We start from the raw sequence: 24,135 nt of genomic DNA, 5'->3' as shown, positions 1-24,135 counted from the left end.
GCAGAGAACAATGGATCAATTGTCCAAGCCTGCCGCCTTCCTCGAAGACCCGCTCTGGTACAAGGACGCGGTGATCTACCAGGTGCACGTCAAGTCGTTCTTCGACTCCAACAACGACGGCATCGGCGACTTTCCCGGGCTGATCGCCAAGCTGGACTACATCGCCGACCTGGGCGTCAACACCCTCTGGCTGCTGCCGTTCTATCCCTCGCCGCGCCGCGACGACGGCTACGACATCGCCGAATACCGCGGCGTGCATCCCGACTACGGCAGTCTCGCCGACGTGCGCCGCTTCATCGCCGAGGCGCACCGGCGCGGGCTGCGGGTGATCACCGAGCTGGTGATCAACCACACCTCCGACCAGCATCCCTGGTTCCAGCGCGCGCGCAAGGCCAGGAAGGGCTCGGCGGCGCGCAACTTCTATGTCTGGTCGGACAGCGACGACAAGTACCCGGACACCCGAATCATCTTCCTCGACACCGAGAAGTCCAACTGGACCTGGGACCCGGTCGCCGGCCAGTACTTCTGGCACCGCTTCTACTCGCACCAGCCGGACCTCAACTTCGACAACCCGCAAGTGATGAAGGCGGTGCTCGGCATCATGCGCTACTGGCTCGACCTGGGCGTCGATGGCCTGCGCCTGGACGCCATTCCCTACCTGATCGAGCGCGACGGCACCAACAACGAGAACCTCCCCGAGACCCACCAGGTGCTCAAGCGCATCCGCGCCGAGCTGGATGCCGACTACCCGGACCGCATGCTGCTGGCCGAGGCCAACCAGTGGCCGGAGGACACCCAGCTGTACTTCGGCGGCACCCCGGAGGGCCGGGGCGACGAATGCCACATGGCCTTCCACTTCCCGCTGATGCCGCGCATGTACATGGCCATCGCCCAGGAAGACCGCTTCCCGATGACCGACATCCTGTGCCAGACGCCGGACATCCCGACCGACTGCCAGTGGGCGGTCTTCCTGCGCAACCACGACGAGCTGACCCTGGAGATGGTCACTGACCGCGAGCGCGACTACCTGTGGAACTTCTACGCCGCCGACCGCCGCGCGCGGATCAACCTCGGCATCCGCCGGCGCCTGGCGCCGCTGCTGGAGCGCGACCGGCGGCGCATCGAGCTGCTCAACAGCCTCTTGCTGTCGATGCCGGGCACCCCGGTGATCTACTACGGCGACGAGATCGGCATGGGCGACAATATCTACCTGGGCGACCGCGACGGGGTGCGCACGCCCATGCAGTGGAGCATCGACCGCAACGGCGGCTTCTCCCGCGCCGATCCGGCCGGCCTGGTGCTGCCGCCGATCATGGACCCGCTGTACGGCTTCCAGACCGTGAATGTCGAGGCCCAGCAGCGCGACAGCTATTCGCTGCTCAACTGGACCCGGCGCATGCTCGCCGTGCGCAGGCAGCAGAAGGCCTTCGGCCGCGGCACGCTGAAGCTGCTGGCGCCGGCCAACCGGCGCATCTTCGCCTACCTGCGCGAATACCATGGGGCGGACGGCAGCGAGACCATCCTCTGCGTGGCCAACGTCTCGCGCTCGGCCCAGGCGGTGGAGCTGGAGCTGCCGCAGTTCGCCGGCATGGTGCCGGTGGAGATGACCGGCGGCAGCGCCTTCCCCCCGATCGGCCAGCTGCCCTACCTGCTGACCCTGCCGCCGTACGGTTTCTGCTGGTTCCTGCTGGCGCCCGAGTCGCAGATGCCCAGCTGGCACATCAAGCCGGCCGAGGGCATGCCCGAATTCCAGACCCTGGTGCTGCGCCGTCTCGACGACCTGCTGGTGGACCCCAACCGGCGCATCCTGGAGAAGGAAGTGCTGCCGGCCTACCTGCCCAAGCGCCGCTGGTTCGCCGGCAAGGGCGCGCCGCTGGGCAACGTGCGCATCATCTATACGGTGACCTTCGGCAATCTGCCACGCCCCGTGCTGCTCAGCGAGATCGAGAGCGGCGTCGAGGGCAACCTGCAGCGCTACCAGCTGCCGCTGGGCTTTCTCCCCGAGGAGGAGTTCGGCAGCGTCCTGCCCCAGCAGCTGGCCATGGCCCGGGTGCGCCGCGGCCGGCGGGTGGGTCTGTTGACCGATGCCTTCACCCTGGAGGGCTTCGTTCGTGCGGTGATCCAGGCGCTGCGCGAGCGCCGCGTGCTGGCCTTCGAGCAAGGCGAGCTGCGCTTCCTGCCCACCGCCCAGCTCGACCCGATCGAGCTGCCGGCCGACGCCGAGGTGCGCTACATCTCCGCCGAGCAGTCCAACAGCTCGGTGGTGATCGGCAATGCCCTGGTGCTCAAGCTGATCCGCCGGGTTTCGCCGGGCGTGCACCCCGAGCTGGAGATGGGCCTGTTCCTCACCCGTTGCGGCTTCGCCAACATCGCCAGCGTGCTCGGCGAGGTGTGCCGGGTCGATGGCTTGGGTGAATGCACCGCGCTGATGATCCTGCAGCGCTATCTGGAGAACCAGGGCGATGCCTGGGAGTGGACGCAGAACACCCTCGACCGCGCCATCCGCGACGAACTGGCCGGCGGCGAGTCGACCCTGGAGAGCCAGTACAGTGCGCTGCACGAACTGGAGAACTTTTCCCGCCAGTTCGGCCAGCGCCTCGGCGAGATGCACATGGCCCTGGCCGGGCCTACCGACAACCCGGATTTCGCTCCCGAAACTGCCGGCCCCGCGGACGTTGCGCACTGGGCCGAGGGCGTCGGCGCCCAGCTGGAACGGGCCCTGGTGATTCTTGCCGAGCGCCAGGCGACGCTGGACGAAGAGGCACGTGCCGCCGCCGGGCAGCTGTTGCTGCAGCGCGACGCCCTGCGGGCGAAGATCGGCCAGTTGGCCGAGGCCTGCATCGGCAGCCTGCGTATCCGCGTGCACGGCGACCTGCACCTCGGCCAGGTGCTGGTGGTGCAGGGCGATGCCTATCTGATCGATTTCGAGGGCGAACCGTCGCGGCCGCTCGCCGAGCGCCGCGCCAGGCACAGCCCCTACAAGGACGTCAGCGGCGTGCTGCGCTCGATCGGCTACGCTGCCGAAATGGCCATGCGCAACGCGCAGAGCATCGACAGCTCGGAGGCGGCCGACCAGGCCCGCCAGCGCATCGCCTCGCTGTACCAGGACAAGGCCCGCCAGGCCTTCCTCGCCGCCTATCGCCAGGCCGCGGCCGACATCGGTCATGCCTGGGCCGCGCCGGGCGGCGAAGAGGCCGCCCTGGCGCTGTTCAGCCTGGAGAAGACGCTCTACGAAATCGCCTATGAAGCCGAACACCGACCCGCCTGGCTGGCCGTGCCGCTGCGGGGTCTGGTGAGCCTGGCGCAACAGCTACTGGATGGAGATGCATTGCGATGAGCCTACCGCTGTCCCAGCCTGCCTACGACGATTCCCTGCTGCCCGGCGAGAGCAACATCGATGCCCTGGTGCGCGGCGAGCATGCCGACCCCTTCGCGGTGCTCGGCCCCCACGACGACGGCGAAGGAACCGTGGTGCGCGTCTACCTGCCGCATGCCGTGGCCGTCGACCTGCTCGCCCGCGACAGCCAGGCCAAGCTGGCCGACATGCAGGCCAGCCGGGTGCCTGGCCTGTTCGTCTGCCGCCTCGCCGAGGCGCAGCCCTACCTGCTGCGCATCCGCTGGGCACAGGGCGAGCAGCTGACCGAGGATCCCTACAGCTTCGCTCCGCTGCTGGGGGAGATGGATCTCTACCTGTTCGCCGAAGGCAACCACCGCGACCTCGGCCGCTGCTTCGGCGCCCAGTGCCTGAGCGTGGACGGGGTGGCGGGGGTGCGCTTCGCGGTGTGGGCGCCGAATGCCCGGCGCGTCTCGGTGGTCGGCCCGTTCAACGGCTGGGACGGCCGCCGCCATCCGATGCGCCTGCGTCACCCGGCCGGGGTCTGGGAAATCTTCATCCCGCGCCTCGCGCCGGGCGAAGTCTACAAGTACGAAGTGCTCGGCCCCCACGGCATCCTGCCGCTGAAGGCCGATCCCGTGGCGCTGGCCACCGAGACCCCGCCGAATACCGCCTCGATGGTCGCCGCGCCGCTGGCGCACCCCTGGCGGGACCAGGTGTGGATGGAACGGCGCACCGCCCGCCAGGCGGCGAACGCGCCGATGGCGATCTACGAACTGCATGTCGGCTCCTGGCGACGCGAGGAGGGCGGAGCGCTGCCCAGCTGGCGGCAGCTGACCGAGCGGCTGATTCCCTACGTGAAGGAAATGGGCTACACCCATGTGGAGCTGCTGCCGATCATGGAACACCCCTTTGGCGGCTCCTGGGGCTACCAGCCGTTGTCGCAGTTCGCCCCCAGCGCCCGCTACGGCAGGCGCGAGGATTTCGCCGCCTTCATCGATGCCTGCCACCAGGCCGACATCGGCGTGATCCTCGACTGGGTGCCGGCGCACTTTCCCACCGACACCCATGGCCTCGGCCGCTTCGACGGCACCGCCCTCTACGAGTACGACCACCCCTTCGAGGGCTTCCACCAGGACTGGGACACCTTCATCTACAACCTCGGGCGCACCGAGGTGCACGGCTTCATGATCGCCTCGGCGCTGCACTGGCTGCGCGAGTTCCACGTCGACGGCCTGCGCGTCGACGCGGTGGCCTCCATGCTCTACCGCGACTACTCGCGCAAGGATGGCGAGTGGATTCCCAACCGCCACGGCGGCCGCGAGAACCTCGAGGCCATCGATTTCCTCCGTCATCTCAACGAGGTGGTCAAGGCCGAGGCACCCGGCGCGATGATGATCGCCGAGGAGTCGACCGCCTGGCCGGGGGTCAGCAAGCCGGCCGCCGAGGGCGGGCTGGGCTTCGACTACAAGTGGAACATGGGCTGGATGCACGACACCCTGAAATACATGGCCGAGGACCCGATCCACCGCGCCTACCACCACGACCGCATGACCTTCGGCCTGATCTATGCCTTCTCCGAGCGCTTCATCCTGCCGATTTCCCACGACGAGGTGGTGCACGGCAAGCGCTCGCTGATCGACAAGATGCCCGGCGACCGCTGGCAGAAGTTCGCCAACCTGCGCGCCTACCTGGCCTTCATGTGGAGCATGCCGGGCAAGAAGCTGCTGTTCATGGGCTGCGAGTTCGGCCAGTGGCGCGAATGGAGCCACGACCACGAACTGGACTGGTACCTGCTCAACTACGGCGATCACCAGGGCGTGCAGCAGCTGGTCAGGGACCTCAACCGGCTGTACCGCCACGAGCGGGCGCTGCATCAGCAGGACTGCGTGCCGGAGGGCTTCCAGTGGCTGATCGGCGACGACCGCCACAACAGCGTGTTCTCCTGGCTGCGCTGGAGCGGCAAGGGCGAACCGCTGCTGGTGGTCGCCAACTTCACCCCGGTGGTGCGCCACGGCTACCGGATCGGCGTGCCCTCCGGCGGCAACTGGCAGGAAGCCCTCAACAGCGACGCCGAGTGCTATGGCGGCTCCAACGTCGGCAACGCCGGCGGGGTGGTCGCCGACGAACTGGCCAGCCACGGTCAACCCTTCAGCCTCAACCTCAAGCTGCCGCCGCTGGGGGTGCTGATCATGCGGCCTGAATGAGCGCGTCTGCGTCCGGCGCGGGCCGGCGGCGGATGAGCGGCCCGGCGCTGGGGGAGGGGGTGCACTAGGCTGATGGCTGGCGATGTTGCCAGACCGCCAGGAGCCCCCCATGAGCCAGGCCCTCGACACGCTGCGCCACGAACACGACGCGATCCTTTCCACCCTGAAGATTCTCCGCTGCATGGCCGAGCGGGCCCTGCAGGGCAATGCCGATGCCGGCGACATCGCCGCGCTGCTCGGCTTCCTGCAGGAGTTCGTCGACAAATGCCATCACGGCAAGGAGGAGGGGCTGCTGTTCCCGGCCCTGCAGCGGGTCGGCCTCGCGCATCAGGGCGAACTGGTCGGCGAGCTGATCGCCGAGCACGAGCAGGGCCGCGCCCTGGTCGGTGTCCTGCGCCAGGCCAGCACGCCGGTCTTCGACGCCGAGGCGTTCGCCGCCGCCGCCAGGACCTATGCGGAGTTCCTCGAGCGGCACATCGACAAGGAGAACGACGTGCTTTTCCCTCAGGCCGAGCAGGCGCTGCGCGCGGACGAGCTGGAGGCGCTGCAGCAGGCCTTCGCTGACTTCGAGCTGCAGGTCATCGGGCAAGGCCGGCACGAAGAGCTGCACGACCTGCTGCACCGCTGGAAGGCTGCCTATCTCGGCTGAGAGCCGGCGTGGCGGTCCGCCTCAGACCTCCGCCGCCTCGAGCCCCTTGTAGGCATGCTGCAGCCAGATCTTCAGCCGCTGCCGTTCCAGCAGACTCAGGGCGTCGGGGCCGGCCGTGTCGCGGTTCTGCGCCGCCCAGAAGCTGTAGCCGTTGCGGTCGATCTTGTTCATCACCGGCGGGTGCAGGCGCTTCAGGTCGATGACGGCGGCATTCAGGTCCTCGGCGCGCTGCTGCACCTCGGCGCTCTCCAGGGCCGTGAAGTCGTTGTCGCGCAGCTGGTTGCGGACCAGCACGTAGTCGAGGCGGGAGCCGAACTGTTCGAGCAGCCTTTCCAGCAGATCCACCGAATCCTTGCCCGAATCCATGACGTTCCAGTAGCGGATGGCGATGCCCAGCTCTTCGGCCAGCTCCAGCACGCCCGACTCTTCCATCCACTGGGTGAGCGGCCGGTGGGTCTGCGCGGCGAGATCGACCAGGATGCGCTGCTCCGGCAGCTCGGTGGCGGTCTCGACGATGGCGTCCAGGCTCTGGTAGCTGTCGATGATGGTGGGCGAGGCGTAGTCGCCGTAGTAGCGCAGCAGCGCGCCATGGGATCTGTCGGTGTCGAAGCCGATGAAAGGCAGGTCGCGATCGATCATGTACTGGGCCAGCAGACGGGCAACGACAGATTTGCCTACGCCACCTTTTTCGCCGCCAACCAAATGAATGGTCGTCATGTTTTCCTCTTGCGCGGGGTTGTTCATCGAGAAATTGTACAGGCGATCCTGACGTCTTTTCATGACCAACGGATAACGACCGCGTCTTTTCGGATCAGAGACGCTCCGGGCGCACCTCCTCCTGGGCGGCAGCGAGCAGTTCGCGCAGGATGCCGCAGTCGCCGGCCAGCCGTCCGGTGGCGCAGCGCCCGCGCAGGGCGGACAGCTGGCGCTCCAGCGCCTGCAGGCTCGCAAGGCGCGCGCGCACCCGTTCCAGCTGCGTTTCGATCAGCCGGTCGACGTCGGCGCAGTCGGTTTCCGGATACAGCAGGAATTCCAGCAGGCGCCTGATTTCGGCGAGGGGAATGTCGAGCGCCCGGCAGTGGCGGACAAAGGCCAGCCGCTCCAGGTGCTCCGTGCCGTAGATGCGGTAGCCGTTGCTGCCGCGCGCAGGGGCGGGGAGCAGGCCGGCCTTCTCGTAATAGCGGATGGTTTCGGTGTCGACGCCGGTGGCCCTGGCCAGTTCGCCGATGCGCATGGGGTTTTCTCCACGGATAGGTTCCACAGGCTCGATGGTAGCCGTCTTGACCCTGGAGTCACTACAGGGTGTGCAATGCCGGAAAATCCCCTCGAAGGAGAACCGCGATGCCCTGCTGCACTTCCTGCTCGTCGACGCCCCCGGCCGGCCCGCGCTTTCGCAGGGCCCTGTGGGTGGCCCTGTTCATCAACGTGGCGATGTTCGCCGTGGAAATCGGCGCCGGGATCAAGTCGGGCTCGGTGTCGCTGCTGGCGGATGCCGTGGACTTCGCCGGCGATGCCGCCAACTACGGCATCTCCCTCGCCGTGCTGGCCATGGGCCTGGCCTGGCGGTCGCGGGCGGCGCTGGTCAAGGGCCTGAGCATGGCGGCATTCGGCATCTTCGTGGTGGCCAAGGCCGGCTGGAGCGCCTTCGCCGGCATTCCGCCCGAGCCGCTGACCATGGGCGTGGTCGCCAGCCTGGCGCTGCTCGCCAATGCCGGCGTGGCGCTGATGCTCTACGCCTTCCGCGACGGCGACGCCAACATGCGCTCGGTCTGGCTGTGCAGCCGCAACGACGCCATCGGCAACCTGGCGGTGATGATCGCCGCGGCCGGAGTGTTCGGCACCGGCTCGGGCTGGCCGGACCTCCTGGTGGCGCTGCTGATGGGCGCCCTGGCGCTCAGCGCGGGGGTCGCCGTAGTGCGTCAGGCGCGCCAGGAGCTGGGGTCGGTCTCTGTCCAGGTGCCGACGCAGATCCTCTGAGGAGGGCTGGCCATGGACGGCATGTCTGCGTGCCGCCGGCGCTTGCCGGATCGCCTTTCGGGAAGGCCGAGCAAACTTGTACAAAGGCTATATTCTGTAGCTGACTTGTATAAGTTTGCGAGGTTTCCAGATGAACATGCAGCAGCTTTTCGACCAGGCCCGGAACGGGCAGGTCGATGAACTCAACCTGATCTCCCTGGAAGGTGGCATCTACCTGCTGGAGGCGCATCAGGCAGGCCAGCGCCGCCTGCTGGTGGACGATGCCGGCGCCACCCTGCATCTGCGCTCGGTCGAGCATGCCCGCGACCTGCTGCAGGGCCTGCCGAGCGTGCCTTTCTACCTGCTGCACACTGTGGTGCATACGGAGATGTGCGGCCTCAGCGACGGTCTCCAGCAGCCCCTGCGCGTGCCGATCGCCCTGCAGTCGGCCTGGATGAGCGATGACTGACCAACCTCCGCCCGCGCGGCGCCTCGCCCTGGTGCTGGGCGACCAGCTGTCCTTCGAGCTGGCCTCCCTGCGTGGCCTCGATCCGCGCCAGGATGCCGTGCTGCTCGCCGAGGTGCGGGAAGAGGTCACTCGTGTGCCTTATCACCCGAAGAAGATCGCGCTGATCTTCAGCGCCATGCGCCATTTCGCCGAGGCCCTGCGCCGGCGCGGCTTCCGCGTGCACTACGTGACCCTCGACGATCCGGACAACTGCGGTTCGTTGCCCGGCGAGCTGGTCCGCTGGGCCGACCGGCTGAGGGCCGGCGAGGTGCATCTCACCGAGTGCGGCGACTGGCGCCTGGAGCAGTCGCTGCGCCACTGCGGCCTGCCGCTGGTCTGGCATGCCGATACGCGCTTTCTCTGCGGGCGTGCCGAATTCGCCCGCTGGGCCGCCGACCGCCAGCCGCTGCGCATGGAGTTCTTCTACCGGGAGATGCGCCGCAAGAGCGGCCTGCTGCTGGACGCCGACGGCGCGCCGCTGGGCGGTGGCTGGAACTACGATGGGCAGGGCCGCAAGCCCCTGCCGGCCGGCGTCGAGGCACCGATGGCGGTGCGCTTCGCCCCCGACGTCATCACCCGCGAGGTGCTGGCGCTGGTCGGCAGCCAGTTCGCCGGGCATCCCGGCGTCCTCGACGGCTTCGACTATCCGGTCAGCCACGGCGAGGCCCAGGCGCTCTGGCAGCACTTTCTCGACTTCGCCCTGCCGGCCTTCGGCGACTACCAGGACGCCATGGCCAGCGGCGAGCCCTTCCTGTTCCACGCGCGGATCGGCGCGGCGCTGAACATCGGCCTGCTCGACCTGCGCCGGCTCTGCGCGGACGTCGAGGAGGCCTGCCGCTCGGGACGGGTGTCGCTGGGCGTCGCCGAAGGCTTCATCCGCCAGCTGATCGGCTGGCGCGAATACGTGCGCGGCATCTACTGGCTGCAGATGCCCGACTACGCGACGCGCAACGCCTTCGGCAACCGCCGGCCGCTGCCGGCCTTCTACTGGACCGGGCAGACGCGGATGAACTGCCTGCGCCAGACCATCGGCCAGACCCTCAAGCACGCCTATGCCCACCACATCCAGCGGCTGATGGTCACCGGCAACTTCGCCCTGCTCGCCGGCATCGCCCCGCGGCAGGTCTGCGACTGGTACCTGGCGATGTACCTGGACGCCTTCGACTGGGCCGCGCTGCCCAACACCCTGGGCATGGCGATGCACGCCGACGGCGGTTACCTCGCCTCCAAGCCCTCTTGCGCCAGCGGCCAGTACATCCGTCGCATGTCCGACTATTGCGCGAGCTGTGCCTATCGGGTCAGCGAGAGCACCGGCGAGCAGGCCTGTCCGTTCAACGCCCTGTACTGGCACTTCCTCATGCGTCACCGCCGCCAGCTCGAGGCCAATCCGCGCCTGGGCATGGTCTACAGGACCCTTGCGCGGATGCCGGAAACCCGCCAGCAGGCGCTCTGGCGGCGCGGCGAAGATCTGCTGGCGCGGCTCGCGGCGGAGGACGGACTGTGAGGAGGGCGGAACTGCCGCTCGCCTGGCGCCGGAAGTGGGTGCGCGGCCGGGACGAGGGGCGCTACTGCTCGGAGCGCTGCCGGCGCCGGCGGACTGTGCTGGCGCGCTGAGCGGAGCCTTGCCCCAGGTTTTTACGGCTTCTTTACGGCAGGGCGCCGTCGGACTGGCAATACTGGCGGCCAATCCGATCTACCCTTGCCTGCCTATGACCCCCACCACGAACGAAGCCGGCGATCTTGCCGCCCGGGCCGCCGGGACGGCTCCGGAACCCTTCCGCAGCAGCCGGCGCGGCCGGCTCAGGGTCTATCTCGGCGCGGCGCCCGGCGTGGGCAAGACCTTCGCCATGCTCCAATCCGCCGCGGAGCTGCAGCGCCAGGGCATCGACCTGCGGGTCGGCAGCCTCGACTGCGCCGGCCGCACCGAGCCTCTGCAGGCGCGGCTCGCCGCGCTGCCGGGCGGCCGGGATGCGGCCGGCGAGCTGGACCTCGACGCGCTGCTGGCCCGTCCGCCGGCCCTGCTGCTGATCGACCGCCTGGCCGGCGCCAATCCGCCCGGCAGCCGCCATGCCCAGCGCTGGCAGGATGTGCAGGAGCTGCTCGCCGCCGGCATCGACGTGCATACCACCCTCGATGTGTTGCACCTGGAAAGCCTGAAGAACCGGGTCGAGGCCCTCACCGGGCAGCCGGTGGCCGAGACGGTGCCCGACTGGCTGCTGGAGGAGGCCCATGAGGTATTGCTGATCGACTGCCTGCCGGCCGAGCTACCGGACCATGTCTTCGATCTGACCACCCTGGCCGCGCTGCGCGCCCTGGCCCTGCAGGTGGTGGCCGGGCGCGCCGACAGCGAGGTGCAGCGCCGCTATCGGCCTTCCGGCCGCACGGCGCCGGCGGTGCTCGGCCGCCTGCTGGTGGCGGTGGACGGCGACGAGCAGGCCGAACAGCTGGTGCGCCATGCCAGCCGGGTGGCACGGCGCCGCCAGCTGCCCTGGAGCCTGGTCCACGTGGACGACGGCCGCGCGCGCAGCGCGGAGTCCCGCCGGCTGCTGCAGGCGGCCCGGCAGCTGGCCGAGCGCCTCGGCGGCGAGGTGGTCGGCCTGCTTGGCGAGGAGGTCGCCGGCACCCTGCTGCGCCACGTCCGGGAGCGCCGCGCCAGCGTGCTGCTGGTCGGCCGCCGGCGCCGCGGCTGGTTCGGTCGGGGCGTGGTGGAGCGCCTGTTGCGCCAGGGGCGCGGCCTGGAGATCGATGTGCTGGCCGCCGAGGAGGCGCCTGCCGCCCCGGCGTTCGCCACGCACGAGCACGCGGCCGGCCCGTTCGACTATGGCCTGGCGCTGCTCGCCACGCTGCTGGCCAGCCTTGCGGCCTGGGGCATCTCCCGGCTGCTGGCGCTGCCGAACATATCCCTGGTGTTCCTCGTCGCCGTCCTGCTGGTCGCCGTGCGCAGCGGCCTGGGCCCCGCGCTGTGCTGTGCGCTGCTGTCCTTCGTCGCCTACGATCTGCTGTTCGTCTCGCCGACCTTCTCGCTGACCGTGCAGCATCATGCGGATGTGCTGACCCTGTTGTTCTTTCTCTTCATGGCCATGCTGACCGGCAATCTGGCGACCCGCCAGCGCCGGCAGATGCAGGTGCTGCGCGAGACCCAGGCGGAAACCGCGGCGCTGCTCGAGCTGACCCGCAAGCTGAGCGCCGCCACCGACCGCCGTGCGGTGCTGGCGGTGGCCGTGGAGCAGTTTGCCGCCTGGCCCGATCTCGACGTCTGCCTGCTCGGCTCCGACGGCGCCGGCGGGCTGCGGGTCGAGGCGGGCGTCGCGGGCGGCCTCGGCGAAGCCGAACGGGCCGCCGCCGAGTGGGTCTGGCAGCACGAGCTGCCGGCCGGCCTCGGCACCGACACCCTGCCCGGCGGGCGCTGGTGGTGGTGGCCGCTGTCCGGCGAGGAGGGGCCGCTGGCCCTGCTCGGCATCGCGCCCAGGGACCGCCGGCCGCTGCCGGCGAGCCGCCGCGGCCTGCTGGTCGCCCTCTGCCAGCCGCTGGCCCAGGCCCTGGCGCGGGCCCAGCTGGCCGAGGAGTTGCAGGCCGCCCGCCTGCGCGGGGAAACCGAGCAGCTGCGCAGCGCCCTGCTGGCCTCGGTGTCCCACGACCTGCGCACGCCGCTCACCGTCATGCACGGCGCCATCGACAGCCTGCTGACCCTGGACGGGCAGATCGGCGCGGCGGACCGCCGCGAGCTTCTGGAGAGCACCCGCGACGAGGCCGCGCGGCTGGACCGCTATATCCAGAACCTGCTGGACATGACCCGCCTCGGCCACGGCGGTCTCAAGCTGGAGCGCGACTGGGTGGCGCCGGCGGACATCGTCGCCAGCTCCCTGCAGCGCCTGCGCCCGCTGCTGGCGCCCTTCGTCCTGGAGGCCCGCATCCCGGAGGAGCTGCCGCTGCTGCATGTGCATGCGGCACTCATCGAGCAGGCGCTGGTCAACGTGCTGGAGAACGCCGCGCGCTTCTCGCCCCCCGGCGGGCGGCTGCGGGTGGCGGTCGAGAGCGACGGCGCCGAGCTGCGCCTGTCGGTGAGCGACCAGGGGCCGGGCATTCCGCCGGCCGAGCGGGAGAAGATCTTCGACATGTTCTACACCGCCGCCCGCGGCGACCGCGGCGGCCCCGGCACCGGCCTGGGCCTGGCGATCTGCCAGGGCATCCTCGGCGCCCACGGCGGGCGGGTGACGGTGGGCGAGGGGCTGGGCGGGCAGGGCGCCACGCTGAGCCTGCACCTGCCGCTGCCGCTGCAGCCGCCGGGCGATGCCGAGCATGAATACGAGCCGGTGACCGCGCCATGAACAGTGCCCAGCAGAGCATCCTGGTGATCGAGGACGAGGCGCAGATCCGCAAGTTCCTGCGCATCAGCCTGGTCGCCCAGGGCTACCGGGTGCTGGAGGCCGGCTGCGGCCGCGAGGGGCTGGCACAGGCCCGCGAGGCGCAGCCCGACCTGCTGGTGCTCGACCTCGGCCTGCCGGACATGGATGGCCAGGAGCTGCTCGTCGAGCTGCGCCGGGACTCCCAGGTGCCGGTGCTGGTGCTTTCGGTGCGCGCCGGCGACGGCGAGAAGGTGCTGGCGCTGGACGGCGGCGCCAACGACTACGTGACCAAGCCCTTCAGCATCCGCGAGCTGCTCGCCCGGGTGCGCGTGCTGCTGCGCCGGACGTCTCCGCCCGGGCAGTCGCCGGGCACGGTGCAGTGCGGCCCGCTGACGGTGGACCTGGACGGCCGGCGGGTCGGCCTCGGCGGTCGGGACATCGCCCTGACCCGCAAGGAATACGACGTGCTGGCCGCGCTCGCCCGCCACCCGGGGCGGGTCGTCACCCAGCAGCAGCTGCTCCGCGACATCTGGGGACCGACCCATGTCGAGGACAGCCACTACCTGAGGGTGGTGGTCGGCCACCTGCGCCAGAAGCTTGGCGACGACCCCGCCGATCCCCGTTTCATCGTCACCGAGGCCGGCATCGGCTACCGCCTGCGCGAGCATGCCCCGTGAGACGAGCGGTCTTCCCCTTTCCTGGAGAGCATTCATGAGCGAACTCGCCCTGCAGTCGGGCCATCCACCCCGGACCGCATCCGGCCTGGGCCTGCTGGTCGCCGCCACCGGCGTGGTCTACGGCGACATCGGCACCAGCCCCCTGTACACCCTGAAGGAGGTCTTCGCCGGCCATTACGGGGTGCAGGTCAACCACGACGGCGTACTCGGCATCCTCTCGCTGATCTTCTGGTCGCTGCTCTGGGTGGTGTCGATCAAGTACGTGCTGTTCATCCTGCGCGCCGACAACGAGGGCGAGGGCGGCGCGATGGCGCTGACCGCCCTGGCGCGCCGCGCCACCGCCGACCATCCGCGCCTGAGCCGGACCCTGGTGCTGCTCGGCCTGTTCGGCGTCGCGCTGTTCTACGGCGACAGCATGATCACTCCGGCGATCTCCGTGCTGTCGGCGGTCGAGGGGCTGGAACTCGCCTTCGCCGGGCTGGAGCAGTGGGTGATCCCCCTGGCCCTCGTGGTGCTGGTCGCCCTGTTCCTGATCCAGCGCCACGGCACGGCGCGCATCGGCATCTTCTTCGGTCCGGTGATGGTGGCCTGGTTCGTCGTGCTCGGCCTGCTCGGCCTGTACGGCATCCTGCAGCAGCCCGAGGTGCTGCTGGCGCTGAACCCCTGGTGGGCGGCGAACTTCTTCATCGCCCATCCGGGCCTCGGCGTGGCGATTCTCGGCGCGGTGGTGCTGGCGCTGACCGGCGCCGAGGCGCTCTATGCCGACATGGGCCACTTCGGCCGCCGGCCCATCGCCCGTGCCTGGTTCCTGCTGGTGCTGCCGGGGCTGCTGCTCAACTACTTCGGCCAGGGCGCGCTGCTGCTGGCGGACCCGGAGGCGGCGCGCAACCCCTTCTATCTGCTGGCGCCGGAGTGGGCGCTGCTGCCGATGATCGCCCTGGCCACCCTGGCGACCATCATCGCCTCCCAGGCGGTGATTTCCGGGGCCTTCTCCCTGACCCGCCAGGCGATCCAGCTCGGCTATGTGCCGCGCATGCAGGTCCGGCACACCTCCAGCGCCGAGGAGGGGCAGATCTACATCGCCACGGTGAACTGGGCGCTGATGGTCGGCGTGGTGCTGCTGGTGATCGGCTTCGAGAACTCCGGGGCGCTGGCCTCGGCCTACGGCGTGGCGGTGACCGGCACCATGCTGATCACCACCCTGCTGGTGGCGGCGGTGATGCTGCTGCTGTGGAAGATGCCGCGCTGGCTGGCGATCCCGCTGCTGCTCGGCTTCCTGCTGGTCGACAGCCTGTTCTTCGCCGCCAACGTGCCGAAGATCTTCGAAGGCGGTGCCTTCCCGGTGATCGCCGGGATCGGCCTGTTCACCCTGATGAGCACTTGGAAGCGCGGCAAGGAAACCCTCTTCGAGCGCCTGGGCGAAGCGGCTCTGCCGCTGCCGGCGTTCATCGACAGCGTGCGCCTGCAACCGCCGCACCGGGTGCAGGGCACCGCGGTGTTCCTCGCCGCACGGGCGGACGTGGTGCCCCATGCGCTGCTGCACAACCTGCTGCACAACCAGGTGCTGCACGAGCGGGTGGTGTTGCTCACGGTGGTTTCCGAGGACACGCCGCGGGTGCCGGAGGAGCGGCGCTTCCAGGTCGACGGCTACGGCGAGGGCTTCTACCGCGTGGTGCTGCACTTTGGCTTCATGGACGAGCCGAACATTCCCCGTGCCCTGCGCCTGAGCCATCTCGAGGATCTCGACTTCAGCCCCATGCGCACCACCTACTTCCTCAGCCGGGAAACCGTGGTCCTGAGCAAGCGCATCGGCATGGCCCACTGGCGCGAGGCCCTGTTCGCCTTCCTGCAGAAGAACGCCAACAGCAGCATGCGTTACTTTCAGCTGCCGGTGAACCGGGTGATCGAGCTGGGCACGCAGGTGGAGATATAGGGCCGGCTCCCGGGTATGGGAGAGGGCGCTGAGGCCAGTGTTTCACTGGCTCGCGAGAGGGTGAACAGGCATCTCAGATGCCTTTGTCGAGCGGAACGAGGGGTCTCAGGGGCCTCGGCAACTGCTCGAGGGGACGCGGCTTGAGGGTGTTGTCGCGAATGGTGTTCAGCACGCTTTTCTGCGGCTCGGTGGGGGCCGTGTCCAGTGCGACATCCATCAGGAGCAGGCCGCGTTCCCTTTCGCCTTTCAGGTAATGGGCCTGGCCCAGGCCCATGAGGAACTGCGCGTCCATGGCCTTGCGCAGGCCGGGAGAGGGCCAGCCCTTATAGGTGGCGTTCTTCTCCAGCGCCACCTTCAGCAGCTCGATCGCCTCGTCGTGCTTCTGCTGGGCCATCTTCACATGGGCGAGCTGGCTGTAGACCGCCGGCACCGGCTCCTTGTCGCTTTCCAGGGCCAGTCTGGCATAGCGCTCGGCCTGGGCCAGGGCATTCGGGTCGGTCATCTGTCCGCCAGAGGAGGTGGCGGCCAGTCGCATGTAGGCGGTCGCCAGTTTGCTGTAGACGTTCGGCCTGTCGTGTGCGGGCAGCTCGTTTTCGAGCGCTTCCTCGAAGGTGGCGATGGCCTCTGCGTCCAGGCCGCTGCGAAACAGGCTGGTGCCGAGGATGTCCAGCAGGCAGGGCGCGCGCCGGCCCACGGCCAGCTTGTTCTCGAGGAAGTCGATGGCTTCGGCTTCGCGGCGCGTTTCCACCAGGCACCAGCCCTTGAGCGTCACATAGTCGCGCCAGTCGTTGCCGGAGAAGTCACCGGGTTCCTGAAGCGCATCGAGCTTCGGCTGGATCTGCGGGCAGGCCTTGGCCCAGCCTTCGCGCTTGACGACATCGGTCAGTGATTTCGGTGTGATATCGGCAGCCTGGGCGGGATGGTCGGTGGCCATGAGGGTACAGACTGCGAGAAGTGAAATGAGTGCGCTTCGGGCTTTCATAACAACTCCTTGTCACCCAATGAGAATTGCTCGCAATTTGATCCGTTCAACTTCTCGCGGTCAAGTGCCTTGCACGGTGCTTGAGGACTGTCCTGCGCCTGTCGAGGGCCGGTTTTCCCAGCCGGGGCGAGGCGGAAGGGTGGCGACGATCGCCATTCTTTCGCTGAGTCGGGCATTCGCTCGGGAGGGCGGTCGAGCACAGTGGTCTGGCCAGTGGCCTTCCAAACATAGTCGAAGCGATGCCGGTCTGGATAGCCGGATGCGCGGCAGGCAGGCGCCGGCGCCGAATGGCGTGCGGCAGGTGGTGGGCTTCGCCGCGCCTCTCGCAGGCGCGCGGCGAGCCCCGGCGGAGGCCGGTCAGAGGAGCGTGAAGATGTCTTCGGCAGGCAGGCGCGACTTCGGCAGTTTGGCGTTGAAGTCGTCGTCGCTGCGATAGCCCAGGCTGACGATCACCACGCTGGTGAAGCCGCGCCCGCGCAGGCCCAGTTCCTCGTCGAGCCTGGCGAAGTCGAAGCCCTCCATGGGCGTGGCGTCCACGCCGAGGGCGGCGGCGCCGAGCAGCAGGGTGCCGAGGGCCAGGTAGACCTGCTTCTCCATCCAGTGCTGCAGGTCCTTGCGGTCGTAGCGGTGCAGGTTGATGTAGGAGCTGCGCACGTTGCCCTGGCCGGCCTTGCCTTCCGGATTGGCGAAGCGGCCGTCGAGATCCTCCCGGTTCAGCACGGCCTTGAGGTGGGCCGCGTCCAGGTCGGTGCGGGCGCAGAGCACCACGACGTGGGAGGCGTTGAGGATCTTCGCCTCGTTGTAGGCGTAGCCGTCCTGGGTCGCCCTGGCGATGCGGGCCTTGCCTTCCTCGCTGGCGGCGATGACGTGGTGCCAGGGCTGCGAGTTCACCGAGGACGGGCTGTAGCGCAGCAGGGTCTGCAACTCCTCCATAGTGCTTTCGGGCACCTTGCGGCTGGGGTCGTAGGCCTTGGTGGTGTAGCGGGTCCTGGCGGCGGTGGCGATGGTCAAGGTTCGTTCTCCTGTCGAGATTTTCCAAAGGTGCTCAGCGGTCTCCGCTCCCGCCTCGGGCGCGGTGAGCGTCTGGCTGGATGTTCGACCGTGCAGCTTTCCATGAAAAGCCGCAAGATCCGCCAACACTTTCTCTCAAGGAGTGAAAATGATCCGCCTGGAGGATCTGGCCCTGTTCGTCCGCTCCGCCGCCCTCGGCAGCTTTTCCGCCGCCGCACGGGAGGTCGACCTGCTGCCCGGGCAGGTCAGTGCGGCGATCAAGCGCCTGGAGCGGGATCTGGACATCCGCCTGTTCGCCCGTTCGACGCGCAGCCTGCGGCTGACCGCCGAGGGCGAGCAGTACCTGCCTTATGCCGAGCGGGTGCTGGAAACCCTGCACGAAGGCCACGAGCGCCTGCACCGGGAGCGGGCCGGGCTGCAGGGCCTGCTGCAGGTCAGCGCGCCCTCCGACCTGGGGCGCAACCTGCTGCTGCCCTGGCTCTCGGAATTCTGCCGCGAGCATCCGCGGCTGACCCTGCGCCTGCTGCTGTCCGACCAGATCGCCGACATCTTCCGCGACCCCATCGACGTGGCGATCCGCTACGGGCCCATGGAGGACGCCAGCTTCATCGCCCTGCCGCTGGCGCCGGACAACCGCCGGGTGCTGGTGGCCGCGCCGGACTATCTGGCGCGCTGCGGCCGGCCGCAGAGGCTCGACGAGCTGGCCGGGCACGCCTGCCTGGTCTACCTGCTGGGCGGACGGGCCCACGACAAGTGGGGATTCGAGGAAGAGGGGCGCCGGCGGGTGATCGCGGTGCGCGGAGTGCTGCTCAGCGACGACGCCGACGTGGTGCGCCGCTGGGCCATCGCCGGGCACGGCATCGCCTACAAGTCCTGGCTGGACGTCGGCGAGGACGTGGCCGCCGGGCGCCTGCAGGTGCTGCTCGGGGATTGCCCGGGCGAGCTGGCGCCGCTGCATCTGGTCTGCCCGCACCGCAAGCAGTTCTCGCCGGCGGTCCAGCTGTTCCACGCCCTGCTCAAAAGCCGTTTCGCGGAATTGGGCGAGCGCCTGCGGCGGCTGGCCGAGGCGCCCTGAGCGCTCAGCGGTTCACATCCACCACGACCCGTCCGCGCACCTTCCCGGCGAGCAGCTCGCCGGCCATGGGGATGGCCTCGTCCAGGCCGATCTCGGCGGTGATGTCGTCCAGCAGCGCCAGGTCGAGGTCGCGGGCCAGGCGCTCCCAGGCGGCGATGCGCTCCGCGCGGGGACGCATCACGCTGTCGATGCCGGCCAGAGTGACGCCGCGCAGGATGAAGGGCGCCACCGTGGCCGGGAAGTCCATGCCCTGGGCCAGGCCGCAGGCGGCGACGGTGCCGCCGTAGCGGGTCGCGGCGCAGGCGTTGGCCAGGGTATGGCTGCCCAGCGAGTCGATCACCCCGGCCCAGCGCTCCCTGGCCAGCGGCCGGCCGGGCTCGGATAGCGTGGCGCGGTCGATGATCTCGGCGGCGCCGAGTTTCTTCAGGTAGTCGGTCTGTTCCGGCCGGCCGGTGGAGGCCACCACCCGGTAGCCGAGGCGGGCGAGCAGGGCGATGGCGAAGCTGCCGACCCCGCCGTTGGCGCCGGTGACCAGGATCTCGCCCTGTTCGGGTGTCACGCCGTGGCGCTCCAGGGCCAGCACCGCGAGCATCGCGGTGTAGCCGGCGGTGCCGATGGCCATCGCCTGGCGGGGCGTGAAGCCCCGGGGCAGGGGGATCAGCCAGCGGCCGTCCAGCCGCGCCTTCTGCGCCAGCCCGCCCCAGTGGTTCTCGCCGACGCCCCAGCCGTTGAGCAGCACCGCATCGCCGGCCTTGAAGTCCGGGCTGGCGCTAGCCTCCACCGTTCCGGCCAGGTCGATCCCCGGCACCATCGGGAACTTGCGCACCACCGGGCCCTTGCCGGTGATCGCCAGCGCGTCCTTGTAGTTGAGCGTGCTGCAGTCCACCCGCACGGTCACATCGCCCTCGGGCAACTGCGCCTCGTCCAGCGTAGTGCTCCGCGCCCGGTAACCCGCCGCGTCGTCCTTCTCGATCAGGATCGCCTTGAACATGCCGCCCTCCATTTGGACCGTCTGTCTATAAATGGGTGAAAAAACCGGCCGGAGCACCATTGCGCACTTTCCGTGCCGCCTGCGAGTCCCGACGTGACGCAGGACCCCGGCGGCAGAATATAGACTGACCGTCTTTTATTGCAACCGGCGATGGCTACGCGGCTGGCGAATCCGGATTCATCCTTTCGCATGGCGAAGGATGCACGGCGCCACCTTGCAGGTCTTTTATCCATAAATCGGAAATCATGGAGGGGGAGCGGTTTCACCCAGGAATGCCCTGCGTCCAAAAGAACCCAATCGATAATCAGACAAAAGGGGCAGACCGGCGCGGGCCGCTGTCGCCGGCCCCGACGGCGAACTAGGCTTTGCCCTGTCACCCAGGCCGCTGCCGGAGGTGCTGGCAGGCGGCGAAATTTCGTACCCGGAGTGGAGAACATGCAGCAGGAAACCTACGAAATCGCCACCATGCTCCGCAGCGAGCTCGAGCTTGCCATCGACTGGGCGGCGCGGGAGGGCTGGAATCCGGGCCTTCATGATGCGGAGTGCTTTCATGCGGCCGACCCGCACGGCTTCCTGATCGGGCTGTTGAACGACGAGCCGGTCGCGACTATTTCGGCGGTCCGCTATGGCGATTCGTTCGGCTTCATCGGTCTTTACATCGTCAGGCCGGAATACCGTGGCAAGGGCTACGGCAAGCAGGTCTGGCTGGCGGCGATGAAGTATCTCGACGGGCGCAACATCGGCCTCGATGGCGTCGTCGAGCAGCAGGACAACTACAGGAGGTCCGGCTTCCGGCTGGCGTATCGCAACGTGCGCTACGAGGGGCAGGGCGCCGCCGCCGCGGCCGGGTACTCCGGCGAGTTCGTGGGGCTGGCCGAGCTGCCGTTCGAGGTGGTCGAGGCCTACGACAGGGGCTTCTTTCCCGAGCCCAGGGCGGAATTTCTGCGCAACTGGATCAACCAGCCCGGCTGCACGGCACTGGGCATCCTGCGCGATGGCCGCCTGGCCGGCTGTGGCGTGCTGCGCCGGTGCCGCTCCGGATACAAGATCGGCCCCCTGTACGCCGACAGCCCGGCGCTGGCGGAGTCGCTGTTGCAGAGGCTGCGCGCCGCCGTCGGCAGTGGGGAGTCATTCTATCTGGATGTGCCGGAAGTCAACCGGGCGGCGGTCGAGCTGGCCGAGCGGCATGGCATGAAAGTCGTGTTCGAGACGGCGCGGATGTATACGGGAGCCGATCCGGCGCTGTCGCTGGACCGGCTGTACGGGGTGACGACCTTCGAGCTGGGCTGAGAGGCTGTGAAAAAACTCCCGCCTACTGCGACCGACTCCAAACGCCCGCTGCTGCGTTGCGCTACGTGAAAAGCAAGGTCATTTAGCTCGCTAAACTCCCCCGCTTTTCATGTAGCGCGCCTTGCCGCGAACGCTTGGAGACGGTCTCGCGACGGCGCTCGATTTTTTCACAACCTCTGAAGTCGCTGGCGCCTCGCGCTACGCCGGCTTGCCGGCCTCCTTCTGGCGCATCCGTTTCGCCCGCGCCTCGAGGCCGAGATAGACCAGGCTGGCGATCAGCAGCGGCAGCAGGTAGTAGATCGCCCGATAGCCGAGCAGCGCGGCCAGCAGGCTGTCACGCCCGACCTGCTGATGGAGCAGGGCGACGAATACCGTCTCCAGCACGCCGAGGCCGGCGGGGATGTGGGTGAGCACGCCGGCGATGCTGGCGATCAGCAATGTGCCGAGCACGCTGCCATAACCGACCTGCTGCAACAGCAGGGTGTGGATGACCAGCGCCATCAGCAGCCAGTTGCCGGCGCCCAGGGCGAGCTGGCACAGCGCCAGGCGCAGGCTCGGCAGGCCGAGCGAATGGCCGCGCACGGTCAGCACGCGGCGCCGGGAGAAGGCGCAGAGCAGCAGGTAGAGCCCGGCCAGGAGCAGCAGCACCAGGCCCAGGACCTGCAGGCTGCCCTGGCCGATCGCCCAGTGCGCGGGCGGGCGCACGCTGCCGCTGGCGAAGACCAGGCCGGCGAGCAGCAGGTAGGCGATCCAGTTGGTCGTCAGGCTCAGGCTGTAGATCCGGGTGATCTGCAGGGAGGACAGGCCGAGGCGCGAGTAGAGCCGGTAGCGCAGGGCCAGGCCGCCGATCCAGGCGCCGAGGTTGAGGTTGAAGGCATAGCAGACGAAGGTCACCGCCAGCACCTGGCGCCGGGGCAGGTGGTGGCGGGCGTAGCGGCGTCCGAGCAGGTCGAAGCAGCTGTAGAGCAGGTGGCTGGCGGCGGCGAAGGCCAGGGCCGCCAGCAGGGTGCCCGGGCGATAGCCGGCCAGCGTGGCGAGGACGTTGCGCCATTCGATGGTGCGCGCCAGGCTGAACAGCAGCCAGGCCATCAGCAGGAAGAAGGCCCAGAGCAGCAGGCGCCGGGCGAACGGCCAGTGGCGGCGCAGCCGCGCGGCGAGGTCCTTCATGGGCTGGGCCGGCGCAGGTCGTTGCCGCCATTCGGCGGAGGGTAGCCCTGCAGGAGTTCCACCTTCGGGCTGTGCGCCGGCAGCCAGCCGACCCAGGCAGGAAAGTGGCTGAGCGCGTGGTAGGCGAGGAAGGCCAGCGGCATGCGCCACCAGGTGCCGCGGGCGATCTTCTCCTTGGTCATGAGGCGGCAATGATTGAGCCGCAGCCGCTCGAGCCGCTCGCTCAGCTCCTGGTTGAAGGCCCGGTCGCGAATGATCAGGTTGGCCTCCAGGTTGAGCGACAGGCTCAGCGGATCGAGGTTGCTCGAGCCGACCGTGGCCCACTCGTCGTCGGCCAGCGCGACCTTGCCGTGCAGTGGGCGCTCGCAGTATTCGTGGATGTCCACGCCGTCCTTGAGCAGGTACTCGTAGAACAGGCGCGCCCCGAATTTGGCGATCGGCATGTCCGGCTGGCCCTGCAGGATCAGCTCCACCCTGACGCCGCGCCGCGCCGCCCGGCGGATCTCCCGCAGCAGGCGGTAGCCGGGAAAGAAATAGGCGTTGGCGATCACCAGCCGGTGCCGCGCCTGGCGGATGGCCTGCAGGTACTGCTCCTCGATGTCGTTGGTGTGGCGGCGGTTGTCGCGGGTGACGAACAGGACCTGGGCCGTTCCCTCGGCCGCCATCGTCTGCTGCTCGTCGACGCCGTTCCGGGCGCGGCGGCGGCGCCACCAGAGCCGCGACGGCTCGCTGGCCGCGATGCTGGCGAGGGCGAAGCGGTGGATGTCGCGGGTCACCGGGCCGATCACCTCGACGGAGTAGTCCTGCTTGGCGGTCGGGCCGAAGTCGCCCAGGTGGTCGGCGGAGAAGTTGATGCCGCCGATGAAGGCGCGGGCGCCGTCGATCACCACGATCTTGCGGTGCAGGCGGCGAAACAGGTTGATGCGCATGCCGAACCGTCTCGGCCGCGGGTCGAACATGCGGATGCGGATGCCCACCTCGGTCATCGCCGCGACGAACTCCGCGGTCAGGTCCGCCGAGCCGAAGCCGTCCACGGTGATCTCGATGCGCACGCCGCGCTGCGCCGCGGCGATCAGTTCGCGGTGCAGCTCGTTGCCGACCTTGTCCTCGAAGAGGATGAAGGTCTCGATGAGGATTTCCTGGCGGGCCTGGCGAATGGCCTCGAACACCCGGGGAAAGAATTCCTCGCCGTTTTCCAGCAGCCACAGGCGGTTGCCGCTTCGCCAGGGATGGCTCATAGGCGTACCTCCGCCGCGAGGGGCAGGTGGTCGGAGAGGTGGGGCCAGGGGGTGTGGGACAGGACCCTGGCGACTTGTGGAGTGGCGTTGCGCAGGTAGATGCGGTCCAGGCGCAGCAGCGGCAGGCGCGCCGGGAAGGTGCGCGCGCAGCGGCCATGGCTGTGCTCGAAGACCTCGACCAGGCCGCAGCGGCGCAGGCAGGCGCTGGCGCGCAGGCGCCAGTCGTTGAAGTCCCCGGCGACCAGGATGCGCGCCTCGGCCGGCAGCGAGTCGATCAGTTCGCAGAGCAGGCCGAGCTGCTTCTGCCGGTGGCTTTCGAGCAGCCCCAGGTGCACGCAGATGGCGTGCACCTGGGGCTGGCCCGGCACCTCCAGTTCGCAGTGCAGCAGGCCGCGGCGCTCCGGCCCGGTGACGGAGATGTCGAGGTTGTCGTAGCGCTGGATGGGATACTTGGAGAGCACGGCGTTGCCATGGTCGCCGTCCGGGTAGACGGCGTTGCGGCCGTAGGCGAAGTCGCCCCACATGCTGTCGGCGAGGAACTCGTACTGCGGGGTTTCCGGCCAGTTGCGATGGCGCCGGGCATGGCGCTCGTGGGTGCCGAGCACCTCCTGGAGGAATACCAGATCGGCCGAGACGTCGCGCACCGCCTCGCGCAGCTCGTGCAGGATGAAGCGCCGGTTGAGCGCGGTGAAGCCCTTGTGGGTGTTCACCGTGAGGAGGTGCAGCGACTCGACGCGCTGCCCTCCGTTCAGGGGTTGGCTCATGGGCCTG

General features: G+C 69.0%; 19 protein-coding genes and 1 pseudogene. 12 read left to right on the top strand and 8 right to left on the bottom strand.

The features are described from left to right. Positions 1-10 precede the first annotated feature (10 nt). The 3 genes from treS (at position 11) to ACG10_RS10785 (ending at position 6,190) form a co-directional block, all read left to right on the top strand. A complete protein-coding gene (gene treS, locus ACG10_RS10795; protein WP_089168226.1) occupies positions 11-3,337 on the top strand; it encodes a maltose alpha-D-glucosyltransferase in 3,327 nt (1,108 codons plus the stop codon). Next, positions 3,334-5,541 (top strand): 1,4-alpha-glucan branching protein GlgB, encoded by a 2,208-nt coding sequence (gene glgB / locus ACG10_RS10790; protein WP_089168225.1) that lies wholly within the window; start codon positions 3,334-3,336, stop codon positions 5,539-5,541. The genes treS and glgB overlap by 4 nt, the downstream gene beginning before the upstream one ends. A gap of 109 nt (positions 5,542-5,650) precedes the next feature. Next, positions 5,651-6,190: a hemerythrin domain-containing protein gene (locus ACG10_RS10785; protein WP_157731431.1), complete on the top strand. Its 540-nt coding sequence runs from the start codon at positions 5,651-5,653 to the stop codon at positions 6,188-6,190. 21 nt (positions 6,191-6,211) lie between these two features. Here the strand turns inward: ACG10_RS10785 and ACG10_RS10780 are convergent, their stop codons facing one another. Continuing rightward, entirely contained in the window at positions 6,212-6,907 is a 696-nt protein-coding gene (locus ACG10_RS10780) for a P-loop NTPase family protein (RefSeq protein WP_039807725.1), read from the bottom strand. A 94-nt stretch (positions 6,908-7,001) separates the two neighbouring features. Then, positions 7,002-7,424, bottom strand: coding sequence for a Cd(II)/Pb(II)-responsive transcriptional regulator (cadR, locus tag ACG10_RS10775; RefSeq protein WP_089168223.1), 423 nt, complete (start codon positions 7,422-7,424; stop codon positions 7,002-7,004). A 107-nt stretch (positions 7,425-7,531) separates the two neighbouring features. Between cadR and ACG10_RS10770 the strand changes: the two genes are divergently transcribed. The 7 genes and pseudogenes from ACG10_RS10770 to ACG10_RS10745 all read left to right on the top strand — a co-directional run bounded on the left by ACG10_RS10770 (position 7,532) and on the right by ACG10_RS10745 (position 15,610). Then, positions 7,532-8,167, top strand: coding sequence for a cation transporter (locus tag ACG10_RS10770; RefSeq protein WP_089168222.1), 636 nt, complete (start codon positions 7,532-7,534; stop codon positions 8,165-8,167). Positions 8,168-8,297: 130 nt separating this feature from the next. Continuing rightward, positions 8,298-8,615: a DUF6482 family protein gene (locus ACG10_RS10765; protein ID WP_089168221.1), complete on the top strand. Its 318-nt coding sequence runs from the start codon at positions 8,298-8,300 to the stop codon at positions 8,613-8,615. Beyond that, on the top strand, positions 8,608-10,158 hold the full coding sequence (locus ACG10_RS10760; protein WP_089168220.1) for a cryptochrome/photolyase family protein: 1,551 nt from the start codon (positions 8,608-8,610) through the stop codon (positions 10,156-10,158). The genes ACG10_RS10765 and ACG10_RS10760 overlap by 8 nt, the downstream gene beginning before the upstream one ends. Before the next feature lie 11 nt (positions 10,159-10,169). Then, positions 10,170-10,268 (top strand): annotated as a pseudogene (locus ACG10_RS24400) (DUF2256 domain-containing protein); the annotation flags it as partial. Between the two features lie 95 nt (positions 10,269-10,363). Then, the gene (locus ACG10_RS10755; protein ID WP_089168219.1) at positions 10,364-12,982 is read left to right on the top strand and encodes an ATP-binding protein; all 2,619 of its coding nucleotides are present in this window, start codon (positions 10,364-10,366) and stop codon (positions 12,980-12,982) included. After that, entirely contained in the window at positions 12,979-13,677 is a 699-nt protein-coding gene (locus tag ACG10_RS10750; RefSeq protein WP_039803971.1) for a response regulator, read from the top strand. Before ACG10_RS10755 ends, ACG10_RS10750 begins: the two co-directional genes overlap by 4 nt. 34 nt (positions 13,678-13,711) lie before the next feature. Further along, positions 13,712-15,610 (top strand): potassium transporter Kup, encoded by a 1,899-nt coding sequence (locus tag ACG10_RS10745; protein WP_039803973.1) that lies wholly within the window; start codon positions 13,712-13,714, stop codon positions 15,608-15,610. A 73-nt stretch (positions 15,611-15,683) separates the two neighbouring features. Here ACG10_RS10745 and ACG10_RS10740 read toward each other — a convergent pair whose 3' ends face one another. Beyond that, on the bottom strand, positions 15,684-16,544 hold the full coding sequence (locus ACG10_RS10740) for a tetratricopeptide repeat protein (RefSeq protein WP_232487084.1): 861 nt from the start codon (positions 16,542-16,544) through the stop codon (positions 15,684-15,686). Positions 16,545-16,949: 405 nt separating this feature from the next. Further along, positions 16,950-17,603: an oxygen-insensitive NAD(P)H-dependent nitroreductase NfsB gene (locus tag ACG10_RS10735; RefSeq protein ID WP_039803977.1), complete on the bottom strand. Its 654-nt coding sequence runs from the start codon at positions 17,601-17,603 to the stop codon at positions 16,950-16,952. A 148-nt stretch (positions 17,604-17,751) separates the two neighbouring features. On the opposite strand from ACG10_RS10735, the gene ACG10_RS10730 reads away from it, so the two are divergent. After that, the gene (locus ACG10_RS10730; RefSeq protein ID WP_039803978.1) at positions 17,752-18,678 is read left to right on the top strand and encodes a LysR family transcriptional regulator; all 927 of its coding nucleotides are present in this window, start codon (positions 17,752-17,754) and stop codon (positions 18,676-18,678) included. A 4-nt stretch (positions 18,679-18,682) separates the two neighbouring features. Here ACG10_RS10730 and acuI read toward each other — a convergent pair whose 3' ends face one another. Next, positions 18,683-19,669 carry an acrylyl-CoA reductase (NADPH) gene (gene acuI / locus ACG10_RS10725; RefSeq protein WP_089168218.1) on the bottom strand — a complete coding sequence of 329 codons (987 nt, stop codon included), beginning with the start codon at positions 19,667-19,669 and terminating at the stop codon, positions 18,683-18,685. Positions 19,670-20,104: 435 nt separating this feature from the next. On the opposite strand from acuI, the gene ACG10_RS10720 reads away from it, so the two are divergent. Next, entirely contained in the window at positions 20,105-20,959 is an 855-nt protein-coding gene (locus tag ACG10_RS10720; protein WP_089168217.1) for a GNAT family N-acetyltransferase, read from the top strand. A 198-nt stretch (positions 20,960-21,157) separates the two neighbouring features. Here ACG10_RS10720 and ACG10_RS10715 read toward each other — a convergent pair whose 3' ends face one another. The 3 genes from ACG10_RS10715 to ACG10_RS10705 are packed head-to-tail and all read right to left on the bottom strand — an operon-like array spanning position 21,158 to position 24,128. Then, positions 21,158-22,126 (bottom strand): lysylphosphatidylglycerol synthase domain-containing protein, encoded by a 969-nt coding sequence (locus ACG10_RS10715; protein ID WP_089168216.1) that lies wholly within the window; start codon positions 22,124-22,126, stop codon positions 21,158-21,160. Next, on the bottom strand, positions 22,123-23,364 hold the full coding sequence (clsB, locus tag ACG10_RS10710) for a cardiolipin synthase ClsB (protein WP_089168215.1): 1,242 nt from the start codon (positions 23,362-23,364) through the stop codon (positions 22,123-22,125). The genes ACG10_RS10715 and clsB overlap by 4 nt, the downstream gene beginning before the upstream one ends. After that, positions 23,361-24,128, bottom strand: coding sequence for an endonuclease/exonuclease/phosphatase family protein (locus ACG10_RS10705; RefSeq protein ID WP_089168214.1), 768 nt, complete (start codon positions 24,126-24,128; stop codon positions 23,361-23,363). Before ACG10_RS10705 ends, clsB begins: the two co-directional genes overlap by 4 nt. Positions 24,129-24,135 lie beyond the last annotated feature (7 nt).

The sequence above is a fragment of the Azotobacter chroococcum genome, assembly GCF_002220155.1.
In the GTDB taxonomy this organism is placed as follows: domain Bacteria; phylum Pseudomonadota; class Gammaproteobacteria; order Pseudomonadales; family Pseudomonadaceae; genus Azotobacter; species Azotobacter chroococcum.
The sequence above is the reverse complement of the archived record's forward strand: the minus strand, read 5'-3'. Positions and strand labels throughout refer to the sequence as shown.